We start from the raw sequence: 16,257 nt of genomic DNA on the forward strand, positions 1-16,257 counted from the left end.
GTAAATGAAGAAAAATATTGCCATTGTAATGGGTGGTTATTCATCCGAAGTTAACATTTCACTAAAAAGCGGTAATGTTGTTTATAAGCATCTTAACAAAGAGAAATACAATTCTTTTAGAGTACATATTCTAAAAGAAAAATGGGTTGCTTTAAATGAAAATAATCAGGAATACCCAATTGATAAAAACGATTTTTCGTTTATTTTATATGGAAATAAAATTAATTTCGATTGTGTTTTTAACGCTATTCATGGGGCTCCAGGAGAAAATGGCCAATTATTAGCCTATTTTAATTTGCTGAATTTAAAACACACTTCTGCCCCATTTTATCAAATGGCATTAACGTTTAATAAGCGCGATACTTTAAGTGTTGTAAAAGCATATGGTATTAAAACTGCCACTGCTATTTTCTTAAATAAAGGCGATAAAATTGACGAGAATTCCATCATAAAAAAAGTGGGTTTACCATGTTTTATAAAACCAAATAATGCTGGTTCCAGTTACGGAATTTCTAAAGTTTACGATAAAGAAGCGATTTTACCAGCAATTGAAAAAGCATATGCAGAAGATTCAGAAATTTTAATTGAGTCTTTTTTAGACGGAAAAGAAGTTTCTGTGGGTGTTATTCAATATAAAGGAAAAACAAAAGTTTTACCAATTACAGAAATTGTTTCAGAAAACGATTTTTTCGATTATGAAGCAAAATACGAAGGAAAATCTCAAGAAATTACGCCTGCAAGAATTTCTTCCGAAGAAAAAGAAAACGTAGAAAAAGTTGCCAAAAGGGTTTATGAGATTTTAAACATGTCTGGCTTTTCGAGAGCAGAATATATTTTCGTGAATAACGAACCGTATTTCTTAGAAATAAACACAGTGCCTGGTTTAACCGAAGAAAGTATTTTACCTCAACAAGCGCAAGTGGCAGGAATTTCTTTGTCTGAATTATTTGATAATTCAATTCAGGAAGCATTAAATAAATAAGCATTCAAAAAACTGTTATAAAAATTTATAAATTCATGGCAGTTTCATCAAAAATAAAAACAATGAAAAGAGCAATTTTTCCAGGATCTTTTGATCCTATTACATTAGGGCATTTTGATATTATAGCAAGAGGAGTTACGCTTTTCGACGAATTAATTATTGCCATTGGTGTAAATTCCGATAAAAAATACATGTTCACTTTAGAGGAACGCAAAAAATTTATCGAGGAATGCTTTAAGCACAATCCAAAAATAAAAGTGGTTACTTACAAAGGGTTAACAGTGGATTTCTGTCAGAAAAACAACGTCGATTTTATTTTAAGAGGACTTAGAAATCCGGCAGATTTTGAGTTTGAAAAAGCAATCGCACATACAAATAGAGATTTAGCACCCATTGAAACCGTCTTTTTATTAACGGCTGCAAGTACTTCTTATATTTCTTCTTCCATTGTTAGAGATGTTATTAGAAATCATGGAGATTACACCAAATTAGTTCCAAAACCTGTTCGTGTAAAATAATATATAATGAAAAATCTACTACTTCTAACTTTACTAATTCTTGCTTTTTCTTGTAAAAATTCATCTAAAAGTGAAGTTGATTTTACAACGCAATTCGAAAAATCAAAAGGAAAAGAAACCCCAGAATACAAAGACGTAATTTCTTATTATGAAGATTTGGCAAACGAATATTCAGAAATTTCTATGTTTTCATTTGGGCAAACAGATGCTGGTGAACCATTACATTTAGTGGTTTACAATAAAGAAGGTATTTTTAATGTGAAAGAAATTACAAATTCTAAGAAAAACAGCATTTTAATAAATAACGGAATTCACCCAGGAGAATCAGATGGAATTGATGCTTCCATGATGTTGCTTAGAGACATTGTGCAGAATGATTCTTTAAAGAAAAAGTATAAAAACTCTTTAATTGCTGTAATTCCTGTGTATAATATTGGTGGCGCTTTAAATAGAAATTCACACACGAGAGCAAACCAAAATGGCCCCTTAGAATATGGTTTTCGAGGAAATGCAAGGAATTTCGATTTAAATAGAGATTTTATCAAGCAAGACACCAAAAATGCGGCTGCTTTTGCTGAAATTTTTCACACAGTAAATCCTGATATTTTTATAGACAATCATGTGAGTAATGGTGCAGATTATCAATATGCAATTACACATTTATTTACACAGCACAACAAATTAGGTGGCAATTTAGGGTCTTTTTTAGAAAATGAAATGCGTCCTCAAATGGAAAAATCTCTGAAAGAAAAAAATATTATAATTACACCTTACGTAAATGTTTGGGGCAATACTCCTGAAGCTGGCTTTTCTCAGTTTTTCGATTCTCCAAGATATTCAACTGGTTATACAACTTTGTTTAATACATTGGGTTTAATGGTGGAAACACATATGTTAAAACCCTATAAAATTAGAGTAGAACAAACCTACGAATTGTTATTTTCTGCATTGGATTTTGGAGAAAATAATTCAGAAAAAATTAAAGATTTTCGCTCCAAATCTGTTGAAGAAATTTTGTCTAAAAAAACATATCCTATTACGTATAAAGTGGATAGAGAAAACCCGACCACTTTACAATTTAAAGGGTATGAAGCAACAATAATTGATAGTAAAGTAACCAATGGTAAACGTCTTTTTTACGACACAAAAAAACCGTTTACAAAAGAAGTAAATTATTACAACAATTTTCTCGCTGATAAAGAAATTGCCATTCCGAAAGCCTATATTTTACCACAAGGTTGGCACAAAGTAATTGATAGATTTGAAATAAATAATATTAAATTTACACAGTTCGAAAAAGATACCACAATCTCTGTGGAAGTACATCGCATTGCAGATTATAAAACAAGAACTTCTGCTTACGAAGGTCACTATTTACATTATAATACAAAAGTTGAAAAGTCGACAAAAGAAATGAAGTTCAGAAAAGGAGATTTATACATTCCAACCCACCAAAATGGCGTTCGTTATTTGTTAGAAACATTGGAAGCAGAAGCGACTGACTCCTTTTTTAATTGGAACTTTTTCGATACCATTTTACAGAAGAAAGAAGGCTATTCTGCCTACGTTTTTGAAGATATTGCAGAAAAATTATTAGCAGAAAATACTGATATAAAAAAGGCTTTTAATAAGAAGATGAAAAGTGATGAAACTTTCGCAAAAAACCCAAGAATGCAGTTAGATTTTGTGTATAAGAATTCACCTTACTACGAACCTGCACATTTAGTTTTACCCATTTTTAAAGTATTTTAATAATAAAAAAACGCTTCTTACTCCTTACTTTAAGTATAGCCTTTAGTTGCAAAACGTCTAAAACAGAATCTATGTGGTAAAAAGTCTCTGTTTTTAGTTACAGTTTACAATCTGCTTAAAAATCAAACTTTAAAATGGAAGTAATATCTCTATTTAAAAAAAGTTAAAAGATTTTTTCTGTTTTATTTTATTTGTAACTTGTAGTTTTTAAAACTTTTACACGTGAATTTAAATTTATCAATTAACGGAAAACCCTATACTATTAAGACACAAGAAGATATGCCATTACTTTGGGCAATTAGAGATATTATTGGCTTAACAGGCACAAAATTTGGTTGTGGCGTAAGTCAATGTGGTGCTTGCTCTATTTTAATTGATGGAAATCTCACAAAATCTTGTGGAACGCCAGTTTCAGCTGCCATTGGAAAAGAAATCTTTACCATAGAAGGGAGTTCCGAAAATTTAGAACTTTTAAGACAAACTTGGAATGATGGAAATGTGCCACAATGTGGTTATTGCCAATCTGGACAATTAATTGCAGCCACTTCTTTGTTAGATAAAAATGAAAATCCTTCGGATGAAGATATAGATAATGCCATGAGTTCGAACATCTGTAGATGTGGAACATATTCACGAATTAAAAAAGCAATTCACGAAGCTGTTGCACTTAAAAAAGAGAAAATATGAGCAAAATTCAACAAATAAACAGACGAGATTTTGTAAAATTATTTGGTTTAACAACAGGTGGAATTATTTTAGGTTGTAATTCTTCAACCGTTGAAAAAAAGTTTAAACCCACAATAAATAAAGGCTTTTTTGAACCAAATTTATTCATTCATTTAGAGAAAAACGGAAATGTAACCTTAATTGCTTCTCGTTCGGAAATGGGACAAGGAATTAGAACTTCTTTGGCTTCTGCAATCGTAGATGAAATGGAAGCAGATTGGAAATATATTTCCGTAAAACAAGCCACTGGACACGAAAAATATGGAAATCAGAATACAGATGGTTCCAGAAGTGTACGCACGAAATTAGAGCCAATGCGTAAAATGGGCGCCACTGCAAAATTAATGTTGATTTCTGCTGCCGCACAAAAATGGAATGTTGCAGAGAGTGCTTGTAAAGCTGAGAATCATTATATAATTAACATCAATAATAACGATAAAATTTTCTTTGGAGATTTGGTGGAGGAAGCATCAAAAATTAAAATCCCTGCTGAAGAAACTTTACAACTTAAAAAAGTTGAAGATTTTAAATTTATTGGAAAAACCTTAAAAAGTGTCGATTTAAAAGATTTTACACACGGAACTGCAACTTACGGAATCGATGTTCGCATTCCTAACATGAAATTCGCTGCAGTTGCAAGATGTCCTGTTACTTTTGGAACCGTAAAAAACTTTAATAAAGCCAAAGCTGAAAAAGTTGCAGGTGTAGAAAAAATAATTCAATTAGATAGATTGGTTCCTCCAACAGGAAAATTCTTTGGAATGTTGGGTGGAGTTGCTGTAATTGCAAATAACACATGGTCTGCTTTTCAAGGAAAATTAGATTTAGATATCGAATGGAGTCCTGGAGAAAATGAAAGTTTTAATACGAAAGAATTTACAAAAACACTTACAGAACGCGTAAAAAAAACAGGGAAATTGGTTCCTGGAAGTAGAGGAAATGTAAGTGCCGCTTTTAAGGATTCAGAACAAACTGTAGAAGCTACATATCATGTTCCTTTTTTGGTACACGCTCCAATGGAAGTACCAAATGCGACTGCTTGGTTTCAAAAAGATAAAATTGAAGTTTGGGCGCCAGTACAAGACCCACAAACTGCCAGAAGCGAACTTGCTCACTTTTTTAATATTGCTGTTGAAAATATTATAGTAAATGTTACTTTTTTAGGTGGCGGATTTGGGCGAAAATCAAAGTCTGATTTTGTGGTGGAAGCTGTTGCTTTGTCCAAAGAAATAAATGCGCCAGTTCAAGTGGTTTGGACCCGAGAAGACGATATAAAACATAGTTTTTATCATGCTACAAGTGTGCAATATTTAAAAGGTGGTTTAGATAAAAACGGAAAAGTTACGGGTTGGTTACAAAGAGTTGGCTTCCCTTCTATTGTGTCTTCTTTTAAACCTTTATCTAACTATGCTTCTGGTTTCGAACTTGGGCAAGGTTTTACCAATAATCCTTATTCTTTAGAAAATTTTAGATTAGAAAACATAAAAGCCGAAGCAAATTTAAGAATTGGTTGGTTGCGTTCTGTGGTTCATATTCATAGTGGATTCGGAATTAATTCTTTTGTAGATGAATTGGCTTTTGCTGCCAAAAAAGACCCGGTTCAGTTTCATTTAAATTTGTTAGGAAAAGATAGAATTATCAAAGGAAAATCCAATTATCCTTTTAATTCCAAACGCTTAAAAGATGTTTTAAACAAGACTGCTAAAATGGCAAATTGGGGAAAAGAATTACCCAAAAACCACGGTTTGGGAGTTGCAATTCATTATAGTTTTTATAGTTATGTAGCCACTATTGTAGAAGTTTCAGTAAAAAATGCAAAAGTAACAATAGAAAATGTGTGGACCACCATAGATTGTGGTTTGGCTTTAAATAAAGACAACATTAAAAATCAATTGGAAGGTGCAACTATTTTTGGAATGTCTATTGCTTTGTATGGAAAAATTTCTGCAAAAGATGGCGCAGTTGAACAAAATAATTTCTTCGATTATCAAATGACACGCATGAAAGACACTCCAAAAATTTACATAGAAATTATGGACAAAATGCACGAACCACCCACTGGAGTTGGCGAACCTGGAGTTCCTGTTATGGCACCTGCAATTTGTAATGCTATTTTTAATGCAACTGGAAAACGAGTTCGAAGTTTGCCTTTGGTAGATTTGGGGATGGTTTAGGTCGTTAAAATTACCCTATTTTTTCTTAAAAGATTATTGTATATTAGTTTTTATGCTTAAAGAATAAACTCAAAACATAATAACTTGATTTACAAATAATTAACAATTTGAAAAAGAAAACATATATTGATTTATTTGCTGGTTGTGGTGGACTATCATTAGGTTTATATAATACTGGTTTATGGAAAGGTCACTTTGCAATAGAAAAAAGTCCTGACGCATTTGAAACTTTTAACCATAATTTAATTGAAAATAATAATCATTTTGATTGGCCAAATTGGTTACCAAAATCCAACCACGATATTAATGCAATAATCAAGAATTATCCAAATGAGCTCAAATCATTAAGAGGTAAAATTGATATGGTCGCAGGCGGACCACCTTGTCAAGGTTTTTCTACGGCTGGAAAAAGAAATGAAAATGATTTACGAAATAAATTAATTAAATCATACATAAGATTTATTCGTCAAGTACAACCAAAAGTTATCTTTTTTGAAAATGTAAAAGGTTTTACTCAAAAGTTTGATAAAAATAAAATCCAAGGAAAAGTGTATTCTGAATATGTAAAGAGTGCACTAGAATATACTCCAAAAGACGGAAAATATTTAGGCTACAAGGTAGAAGGTCGTCTAGTTGATTTTTCGGAATATGGTGTTCCGCAAAAAAGAACACGTTTCATTTTAGTAGGAATTAGAAAAGATATCGCAAATAATACAAAACCGACAGATTTTTTTGATTCAATAAGAAGCGAAAGAGAAAAATTCCTAGTAAACAAAGGTATTGGTCTAACAAATAGTTTGGAAGATGCAATATCCGATTTATTAAGAATTAATGAAACAATATCACCAGATACAGCTTCTTTTAAGGCAGGTTTATACAACAAACCTAAATCAGAATATCAAAAATTATTAAAAGGAAACTATTCAGAAAAAATCCCTGATAGCCATAGATTTGCAAAACACAATCCTTCTACAATTGAAAAATTTGAATATATACTTGAAAATGCCGATAAAAATAAAACACTATCAGACGAAATAAAAGAAAGATTTAATCTTAAAAAAAGAACTATAATTCCGTTATGTGGATCTACTCCTACTCCAACAATTACCACTTTACCAGATGATTATGTGCATTATTGTGAACCTAGAATTTTTACAGTTCGAGAGTATGCAAGAATACAATCATTCAACGATTGGTACGAGTTTAAAGGTAAATACACAACTGGTGGAAAAAGAAGAACACAGGAGGTTCCTCGTTATTCACAAATAGGCAATGCGATACCACCTCTTTTTGGAGAACAAAGCGGATTGGTTTTAAACAAACTAATTAGCAAATGACAAATCCAAACGAATTACATTTTAAAACAAATGTTCAGTTAAAAAATATAATTGGTAAAGACCTTATCAATGACGACAACATTGCAATTCTTGAATTGGTGAAAAATTCTTTTGATGCAGATGCAAAAAGAGTTAATGTAACTTATTTCAACCTTAAGGATAATGATGATGAACTTATTCAATCATTTTCGGAAAAAACATCAAGATTAATTATTCAAGATGATGGTTTAGGAATGGATTTAGAGGACATTCAAGATAAATGGTTGAACATAGCTTATTCTGAAAAAAAATCAAACAAGACACAGCATAATAGAAGAATGGCTGGAGCCAAAGGAGTTGGAAGGTTTTCTTGTGATCGACTTGGCGAATATCTAAATCTATATGCAAAAACAAAAGATGATAAAAAATATGTAAAACTTAGTATAGATTGGAAGCTTTTCGAAATTGAAGATGAAAAAAAGGAAATTCAATCTATACCCTTAAAGTTTGAGTACCTATCAAAAAATGAAATTGAAAACCTTGGTTTCAAAGCCTTTGAAAATGGTGTGCTACTGGAGGTTATAAAACTAAGAAGTTCTTGGGCTTATCCAATTAAAGACAAAAGCGGAAATACCATAAAATGGGATACAGAAAAATTCGTTGATTTAAAAAAATATTTAGAAAAACTAATCAATCCTAATCAAGCATTTCAAGATGATGATTTCGGCATTTATATCAGTACACCTGAGTTTATTAAAGAGAACGACTTAAGAAATGAGTATGAAAAATTCATTGGTAAAGTAGAGAATCGAATTTTCGATAAATTGGACTTCAAGTCAACTAGTATTGAAACTAGAACTCAAGATGGAGGTAAAATTATCTATACAGAACTTAAAGATAAAGGTGATACGATTTTTTGGCTAAAGGAAAGAAATCCGTATTATCCGTCAATTAAGAATGTAAAGATTTCCATCTATTATTTAAATCCATATGCTAAAGCTTTTTTCACAAAACAAACTGGAATACAATCAGTTAACTACGGGTCTATATTTTTGTTTATTAATGGATTTAGAATTTCCCCATATGGAGAGGTAGGTAATGATTGGCTCGGATTAGATCAAAGAAAAGCACAAAAAACAAGAAGCTTTCTGGGGCTTAGAGATATCATTGGTCAAATTGAAATTCTTGATGAGCTAAATGATTTTCAAATCATATCCAGTAGAGAAGGAATTGTAAGAAATGATAATTACAAAGATTTAACTAATTCAGAAAGAAACGATAGTTTCTATTATAAAGCACATAGAAGACTTGAAAGATATGTAGTAGAAGGACTTAATTGGGATAGCTCTATTTATGACAATAAAGATCCTCAGTTTAAAGAAATTGAACAAAAAATCATTTCGGGAAAAGCGAAAGAAAATGAATTGATTTTTCGTGAAGATGACCAGACAAAACAAAAAAGAACATATAGTGCGATACATTCAATTATATCTGCTAGAGTTAATGACGTAATAGAATTATATATTAATGAAAATTTAATTACACAAAAGATTGAAGAAGAAAGGCAAAAGTCCGAAAGAGAATTTCAACAGTTAATTGAAGATTTCGATAATAAAAAAATAGACTCAGAAACTTTGGGTCGAATTTTACAACGTAAAGCTGAACAAAATGCAGAATTAGAAAAACAACTCAAGGAGTTTTCTAGATATTCAACCAATGAAGCTACTACAAAGGCAATTCTAGAGTTACAGAATTACAAAAAAACCGTTGAAGAACAAACTATTCTAATAGAAAAACTTCAATATGAATTAGATGATTTAAAAAATCAAAAACAGAGTGCTGAAAAGACTGCTAAAGAATATAAAGATAAAGCTGATAAAGCTGAAGTAGACTTATCAATTGAAAAAGAAAAAAACCTATACCTTCTTGCAACAAGAAGAACTCTAAGTCCAGATGCAGATGGACTAATTCATACCATAAAAATTAATAATATCGAAATAAGAGATGGTATTGAGAATGTAATTGACGATTTAACAGAAGATGATTTCGATATAAACAACCTAATTGAAAGACTAGGTTTTTTAAAACTCAATGCCGAACGCTCATTAAAAATGTCCGAGTTTGTTACTAGATCAGACCTTAAAGAAGATATCGAAAAAAAGGACGTTGATTTAGTATCATATATTCAGGAATATATTTCATTATATGGAGAAACTTTTTCTGATAAGATATCATTTGAATTTAAAGTTAACAACTCATATCTAAACAAAAATATTAGTGTCTTGAATTTATCAATCATACTTGATAATCTAATAAGCAATTCTATCAAATGGGGAGCAGAAAATATTCTGATTGAGTTTAACAACACAAGCGATAAACAATTAGAATTTGTTTTTTCGGATGATGGTGATGGTTTATCTGATAAATTTTTAGACAAACACGAACGCATTTTTGAGCTTTCTGTACGTGACATTCCTTTAAGCGGTATGAATGGGTCTGGTATAGGGTTATTTTACACAAAAAATCTTTTAAATGATATGAATTCTGAAATCGACTTTATAGGTAATAACTTAAAATTATCTGGAGCATCTTTTAAACTTATTTTCAATACAATATGAGTGTAGTAAGGTTATTATACATAGATGATAATAAGATAAATTCTCAAATAGATAATCTAAGGAAAAAACTAAAAAATGTTGGTTTTGACCTTGATGAAACTTTTTTGGATTTAAGTAACGATCATTATAAGAAAAGAGATGAATCTACTGGAAAAGTGATATTAGATAAGGCCAAAATTCAATCTTATGTTAATGACAATTATATGAATGATAATTTTGATATAGTTGCTTCAGATTATGATTTTAAAGACCCAAATTTAGATGGATTCGAATTACTTAAATGGATTAAAAACGAATGTACTTCAAAAAAATATAGATTAAGACGAGCAAAGTTTTGTCTTTATTCATCTGAACAGGATAAAGTTGCAAAAAAATTTGACACTCCAAAAAAAGTAAAAAGCTTGATAAAGCTAAAAATTGATGAATTTATAGATAGGGATAGGATACCTGAAGAGTTAACAAAACTGACTGTTGCCCCTAAAGAAGTATATAAGCATAAAGATCACCTGATTAAATTTTTAGAAAAATACCCAGACTTAGTTTTTAACAGTGTCTATCCAAAGTTTAAAGGGAAAAAACTTTCAGACATAGCACACGAAATTGATAAAGATTTACCGAACGGCATTGATTTCCAGAAAAATTTGGTTGAACTAACCATAGCTCATTTAGTTGACTTAAATAAATTTGAGGAGTGATGATTACAGTTATTATTTCGATTGACCCCTCAACAAAATTTCTGTTTGATATTGTAGATTGCTTAAAATCTAATTCCATTGATTTTGAATTAATTGAAATTCACCCTAACACAGATTCATACAAAAGTTGTCTTGACAATATTGCCAAACTTCCAGAAAATAGTACAATTCTATTTTTAGGACACGGTCAGGATGACCAAATTTACGGTGGTGAATTACTTGATGATTTTCCAAAGCAACCTTTCGTAAAAAGAAATGAAATGGGCATTTTCAAAAACCAGAATATATTTTTACTTGCTTGTGATTCTGCCAGTTTAATAAAAAGTTCATTTCGTATTGCTAAAACTAATAAAGCTATCGGATTTGGTCCTTTACCAACAGAAATTGAAGAAGTAGAAAGTGATAAAAAACTTGCAAATGAAGGAATTACATTAGACACTATTGAGCTTTTTAAACAAGCAATAAATGAGACTGTTATCTTAAGTTTACTAAAATTCTTTAAAGATGAATCTAAAGACTTTATATTTTTAAAGGATTATTTAAACTTACACTTAAATAAAAGAATCAATAAAGCAATTCTTGAAGAAAATAATAGGAATTTAGCCGATTTATTATTCAATATGAAAAATGATATGGTTATATACTAAAACTATCTTTTATTTTTTATTCAAAATCCTAAAACTTATAATCTCCCAAAGGTTTCGGAAACTTCTCTGGATTTGCTGCTAAATGATAACGAGGATCGTCTATATCTTCTATAATGATATCCGTAAAAATAGGAGAAGCTTTATATAGTAATATTTTACAATCTTCACTTAAATGTTTTAAAGTTACTTTTTTGCCTGCAGCTTGGTATTTTTCTACCAAACCAAAAATGGCTTCAATGGCAGAATGGTCTGAAACACGCGCTTCAACAAAGTCAATTTCTATAGTATCTGGATCGTTTTTAACATCGAATTTTGCATTAAAATCGGTGATACTTCCAAAAAATAATGGTCCCCAAATTTCATAAATTTTTGTTCCATCTTCTTTAAAACGCTTTCTTGCCCTAATTTTCTTGGCACTTGTCCACGCAAAAGATAGAGCAGAAATAATAACTCCTACAAAAACTGCGATTGCCAAATCAAAAAACACGGTAACAGCAGAAACAATAATTAACACAAAAGCATCTGAAACTGGTATTTTCTTTAAGATTCTAAAGCTCGACCATGCAAAAGTTTCAATTACCATCATAAACATTACACCCACAAGTGCTGCAATTGGTACTTGCTCGATATATTTATCTGCAAATAATATAAAAGTTAATAAGGTTAAAGCCATCATAACACCAGATAAACGTCCACGACCACCAGCATTAATATTAATAACAGTTTGTCCAATCATTCCACAACCACCTGTTCCTCCAAAAAGACCGCTAAAAATGTTTCCTGCTCCTTGTGCAACACATTCTCTATTTCCATTTCCGCGAGATTCTGTTAATTCATCTACCAAATTCATGGTCATTAAGGTTTCTATTAAACCAACAGATGCTGCTAAAAAAGCATAAGGTGCAATAAATTTTAAGGTATCTAAATTAAAAGGAAGGTGACTCCAAAGTTCTAAGATATTTAATTTACTTGAAATTTCATCAATTCCATTTAAACCTGCTCCTCCTCCATCTCTTATAAAATCACCAACATTTATAGAACTTAATCCGCTAAAAACAGAAATTAAAGTTACAATTAAAATGGCTGTTAATGCAGCTGGTACTTTTGTCGTTAATTTAGGCAAACCCCAAACAATAAGCATGGTTAATAACACCAAACCAATCATTATATACAAGGTTTCTCCTTGCATAGTTGTTTTTACAACACCTTTATCTTTCACGGAATAGAAACCTTTATCAGTGGCATTAAACACAACTTTTTTAGTTTTTGCATCAAAAACCTGACCTTCTGAAAGAAAAAACACCTCTTTACCTGTGCTACTATTTTTTATAGAATTTCCTTCAATAGTAAACAAAACAGTGTTAGAGGTAATATCTTTTACTTTATTATCAGAAACATTATAAATCAACTCTTTTGATTGTGTTTTACGCATATTCTGACCGAAAAAATCTTTTTTATTTTCTTTAAACATGCCCAATTGCGCCATAAAAATAACAATTGCCAAACCGTTTACAAACCCCATCATTACTGGATGTGGTATTAAACGCACAAATTTCCCTAATTTAAAAACACCTGCAAAAACTTGAATGATTCCCATTAGAACTACAGCTGCTAGTAAATAAAAATAGCCCATATTTTCTACAGGATTATCAAAAAGCAAACCCTTTGCATGCCCTTCTTGAATCATAGTTACAAAAATTACGGCAACAGCACCTGCAGCACCAGAAATTAAACCAGGTCTTCCTCCAAAAAGTGCAGAAATAATACCAACCATAAAAGCCCCAAACAAAGCTACAATTGGGCTAATTTGTGCAACGAAAGCAAATGCTACCACTTCTGGAATCATTGCAAGAGATACAGTTACCCCCGCTAAAACGTCGTCTTTTGCATTCGGAATTATTTTTTTAATAAAATCAGTCATAATATATTGGCGCCTATTTTTGAAGTCGGCAAAGATAGTAGGTTTTTTTAGAAAACTACCCTTCTTTGTAAGTATCGTACACCAATTCTATATTTTTGTAGGTATTTTTAAATGCTTCGACAATTTCTTCATCATTTTTAAAAACAACTTTTGTAATCCCTTCCTCTAATTGAGGTACTAACTCTTTACTGTATGCAGAAGTCATTAAAAACCAAAATGTTTCTTTTAGTTTCATTCCATCTTGGAAATAAACGTGATAGGTTGTTAATAGGGGTTTTACAATCTTTAAATCGAAAATACCACACTCCTCTTCTACTTCTCTAATAGCAGTTTCTTCTATTTGCTCTCCTTTTTCTATTCTTCCTTTTGGCAAATCCCAAACACCATTTCTAAAAATAAATAAAACTTCTTTTTTATCATTCAACACCAAACCACCAGCTGCAGTAACTATTTTAAAACTATGTAGAAACTCTTGCCATCCTTTTTCTAAATCTGGCGTATATAAATTTACCCCTTTTATATTCCTATTTCTTAATTTATGTACGATTTCGTCGGAAACAGTATTCCTAAGAATATGAATGGGAAAATTATTTTCTTTTTTTTGAGAAGATGTAATAATTATTGGTTTATCATTTACAAAAACTTTATACATTTGCGCTATGATTTTAAACAAAGATACAGCAAAAAAAACAGCCGAGCTTTTGTTACAAGTAAAAGCAATAAAACTGAGCCCTAAAACACCATTCAATTGGGCTTCTGGCTGGAAATCGCCAATTTATTGCGATAACAGAGTAACGCTTTCCTACCCTCCAGTTCGTATTTTCTTAAAAGAAGAAATTGCTAAGATTGTAGAACAGGATTATGGAAAACCTGATGTTATTGCAGGTGTTGCTACAGGAGCAATTGCAATAGGAATTTTGGTTGCCCAAGAATTAGGTGTTCCATTTATTTATGTGAGACCAGAGCCTAAAAAACATGGTCGTAAAAACCAAATTGAAGGACATTTAGAAAGTGGACAAAATGTGGTTGTTATCGAAGATTTAATTAGCACAGGAAACAGTAGTTTAAATGCAGTTGCTGCTTTAAAAGAAGCTGGTGCAGTTGTAAAAGGAATGGTTGCCATTTTTTCTTATGGTTTTGAGGTTGCTGATAAAAATTTTAAAGAGAAAAATGTACATTTATCTACTTTAAGTAATTACGAAAACTTATTAGAACAAGCATTAGACAGTAATTACATTTCTGATAAAGAACTAATTACATTACACGAATGGAGAAAAAACCCAAATGAGTGGAACCAATAAAATAAGAAAGATGAATATTGACGGAAATACAGTAATTGTAGAAAAATCGGCAGAAGAGGTTTTTAATTTTTTTAGCAAATTAGAGAATTTTAAAGAAATTATGCCAGAAAACATTAATAAATTTGAGGTCGATGGCGAATCTTTTATTTTTGGGTTGCCTGGAATGCCAGAAATTAGATTGGTACTGAAAGAAAAAACACCATATTCTAATATTACTTTAGGTGCCGCAAGTAGTAAATTGCCTTTTACTTTAGCAGCAGATATGCAAGAAATTGCAAAAAACAAAACTGAAGTAAAACTTACGTTTGAAGGAGATTTTAACCCTATGATGGCAATGATGATTAAAAAACCATTAACGAAGTTTGTAGATACATTATCGGAAAATATTGGTAAACTTTAAGCAAAAGACACTTCTTTAATTCCGAATTCTCTAATGGTTTCGTCTTCCAACTTAATTTGAAGCAAACCATCCTTAGAAATTCCAGAAATAAACCCCATAAATAAAACACCTTTACTATCTTTATACATAGCTGGGGTGTTTTTTTTATGCAACACTTTTAAATATTCTCCTTCGAGTTGTTCGAACTGTTTATTCTCTAATTGATTAATTCTTTCTTTTAATTTAGATACAATCACTTTTAACAACGCATCTAAATCGTAGTTTTTTTGAGTTAATAATTTTAAAGAACTTACTTTATATATTGCCTCAGAAAAATTAGTTTGGTTCACATTTAAACCAATTCCTACTACAGAATGTCTAATTTTATCTTTTTGAATGCTATTTTCTACTAAAATTCCACATATTTTTTTATTTCCTGACAGAATGTCGTTTGGCCATTTTATAGAAATCTGTAAATTTGTTGCTTCTTTTACAGCTCCATAAACAGCCAAAGAAACTGCAAAAAGTAAGTTTTTTTTATGTTGAATTTTAAAGTTTTTAAAAGAAATATACACACTAAAAGTAAGGTTCTTAAAGGGTTCAGACAACCAAACACTATCTTGCTGCCCTCTACCATTTACTTGGCTTTCTGCAACAACCACTGTGAAATTTTCGACCACAGAATCTGTAACCATTTCCTTCAAAAAAGAATTGGTAGAATCAATGGCATTAAGTTTGATTATTTTCAACTGTTAAATAATGTGTAAACTAGTTCAATATTACACAAAATACTCGCAAAAAAATAATAACTTTGCGATAAATTAGAGAAAAAATTAATGACTAAAAAACATGTAAGCACAGACGATTTAATCGCTGTAATCATTCAAGGTATTGAAGACGTTAAAGGAGAAAATATTCAATTACTAGACTTACGAGAAATAGAAAATACTGTTTGCGATTATTTTATAATCTGCTCAGGAAATTCTAATACACAAGTAAACGCAATTTCTGGTTCCGTACAAAAAGTAGTAAGCAAACAACTTAAAGACAAGCCTTGGCATATAGAAGGGCAAGGAAATTCCGAATGGATTTTAATGGATTATGTAAATGTTGTGGTGCATGTTTTCCAAAAACATATACGAGAATTTTACGACATAGAAAGCCTTTGGGGTGATGCTAAAATTACCGAGATTAAACCAGCCTAAACAATATTCAAAAAAAATATTAT

The 16,257-nt window shown here is 30.9% G+C and carries 15 protein-coding genes; 12 read left to right on the plus strand and 3 right to left on the minus strand.

What is annotated here, in order from left to right; translation table 11 throughout:
- The first annotated feature begins 4 nt into the window (after positions 1 to 4).
- The 9 genes from J3359_RS05905 (at position 5) to J3359_RS05945 (ending at position 11,428) form a co-directional block, all read left to right on the plus strand.
- Positions 5 to 982: a D-alanine--D-alanine ligase gene (locus tag J3359_RS05905; protein ID WP_208079797.1), complete on the plus strand. Its 978-nt coding sequence runs from the start codon at positions 5 to 7 to the stop codon at positions 980 to 982.
- A 62-nt stretch (positions 983 to 1,044) separates the two neighbouring features.
- On the plus strand, positions 1,045 to 1,500 hold the full coding sequence (gene coaD, locus J3359_RS05910) for a pantetheine-phosphate adenylyltransferase (protein ID WP_208079798.1): 456 nt from the start codon (positions 1,045 to 1,047) through the stop codon (positions 1,498 to 1,500).
- A gap of 6 nt (positions 1,501 to 1,506) precedes the next feature.
- A complete protein-coding gene (locus J3359_RS05915; RefSeq protein ID WP_208079799.1) occupies positions 1,507 to 3,252 on the plus strand; it encodes a M14 family metallopeptidase in 1,746 nt (581 codons plus the stop codon).
- Positions 3,253 to 3,474: 222 nt separating this feature from the next.
- On the plus strand, positions 3,475 to 3,939 hold the full coding sequence (locus J3359_RS05920) for a (2Fe-2S)-binding protein (RefSeq protein WP_208079800.1): 465 nt from the start codon (positions 3,475 to 3,477) through the stop codon (positions 3,937 to 3,939).
- A complete protein-coding gene (locus J3359_RS05925) occupies positions 3,936 to 6,152 on the plus strand; it encodes a xanthine dehydrogenase family protein molybdopterin-binding subunit (protein ID WP_208079801.1) in 2,217 nt (738 codons plus the stop codon). Before J3359_RS05920 ends, J3359_RS05925 begins: the two co-directional genes overlap by 4 nt.
- A 107-nt stretch (positions 6,153 to 6,259) precedes the next feature.
- Complete coding sequence (locus tag J3359_RS05930; RefSeq protein ID WP_367890388.1) at positions 6,260 to 7,489, plus strand: DNA cytosine methyltransferase; 1,230 nt, start codon at positions 6,260 to 6,262, stop codon at positions 7,487 to 7,489.
- Positions 7,486 to 10,086, plus strand: a complete 2,601-nt coding sequence (locus tag J3359_RS05935; protein WP_208079802.1) for an ATP-binding protein — start codon at positions 7,486 to 7,488, stop codon at positions 10,084 to 10,086. The genes J3359_RS05930 and J3359_RS05935 overlap by 4 nt, the downstream gene beginning before the upstream one ends.
- On the plus strand, positions 10,083 to 10,781 hold the full coding sequence (locus tag J3359_RS05940) for a PleD family two-component system response regulator (protein WP_208079803.1): 699 nt from the start codon (positions 10,083 to 10,085) through the stop codon (positions 10,779 to 10,781). The genes J3359_RS05935 and J3359_RS05940 overlap by 4 nt, the downstream gene beginning before the upstream one ends.
- Positions 10,781 to 11,428 (plus strand): hypothetical protein, encoded by a 648-nt coding sequence (locus tag J3359_RS05945; protein ID WP_208079804.1) that lies wholly within the window; start codon positions 10,781 to 10,783, stop codon positions 11,426 to 11,428. Before J3359_RS05940 ends, J3359_RS05945 begins: the two co-directional genes overlap by 1 nt.
- 28 nt (positions 11,429 to 11,456) lie before the next feature.
- Here the strand turns inward: J3359_RS05945 and J3359_RS05950 are convergent, their stop codons facing one another.
- Positions 11,457 to 13,349 carry a SulP family inorganic anion transporter gene (locus tag J3359_RS05950; RefSeq protein ID WP_208079805.1) on the minus strand — a complete coding sequence of 631 codons (1,893 nt, stop codon included), beginning with the start codon at positions 13,347 to 13,349 and terminating at the stop codon, positions 11,457 to 11,459.
- A 55-nt stretch (positions 13,350 to 13,404) separates the two neighbouring features.
- A complete protein-coding gene (locus tag J3359_RS05955) occupies positions 13,405 to 14,001 on the minus strand; it encodes an NUDIX hydrolase (protein ID WP_208079806.1) in 597 nt (198 codons plus the stop codon).
- Between the two features lie 7 nt (positions 14,002 to 14,008).
- On the opposite strand from J3359_RS05955, the gene pyrE reads away from it, so the two are divergent.
- Complete coding sequence (pyrE, locus tag J3359_RS05960) at positions 14,009 to 14,650, plus strand: orotate phosphoribosyltransferase (protein WP_208079807.1); 642 nt, start codon at positions 14,009 to 14,011, stop codon at positions 14,648 to 14,650.
- 10 nt (positions 14,651 to 14,660) lie between these two features.
- Positions 14,661 to 15,050 (plus strand): SRPBCC family protein, encoded by a 390-nt coding sequence (locus J3359_RS05965; RefSeq protein WP_208080423.1) that lies wholly within the window; start codon positions 14,661 to 14,663, stop codon positions 15,048 to 15,050.
- Here the strand turns inward: J3359_RS05965 and J3359_RS05970 are convergent.
- Positions 15,047 to 15,778 carry a biotin--[acetyl-CoA-carboxylase] ligase gene (locus J3359_RS05970; protein WP_208079808.1) on the minus strand — a complete coding sequence of 244 codons (732 nt, stop codon included), beginning with the start codon at positions 15,776 to 15,778 and terminating at the stop codon, positions 15,047 to 15,049. The two genes, J3359_RS05965 and J3359_RS05970, sit on opposite strands and share 4 nt — an antisense overlap.
- Before the next feature lie 87 nt (positions 15,779 to 15,865).
- On the opposite strand from J3359_RS05970, the gene rsfS reads away from it, so the two are divergent.
- Complete coding sequence (rsfS, locus tag J3359_RS05975) at positions 15,866 to 16,234, plus strand: ribosome silencing factor (protein WP_208079809.1); 369 nt, start codon at positions 15,866 to 15,868, stop codon at positions 16,232 to 16,234.
- The last annotated feature ends 23 nt before the right edge of the window (positions 16,235 to 16,257 follow it).

Origin of the sequence: Polaribacter cellanae (assembly GCF_017569185.1) — a bacterium.
GTDB lineage: Bacteria > Bacteroidota > Bacteroidia > Flavobacteriales > Flavobacteriaceae > Polaribacter > Polaribacter cellanae.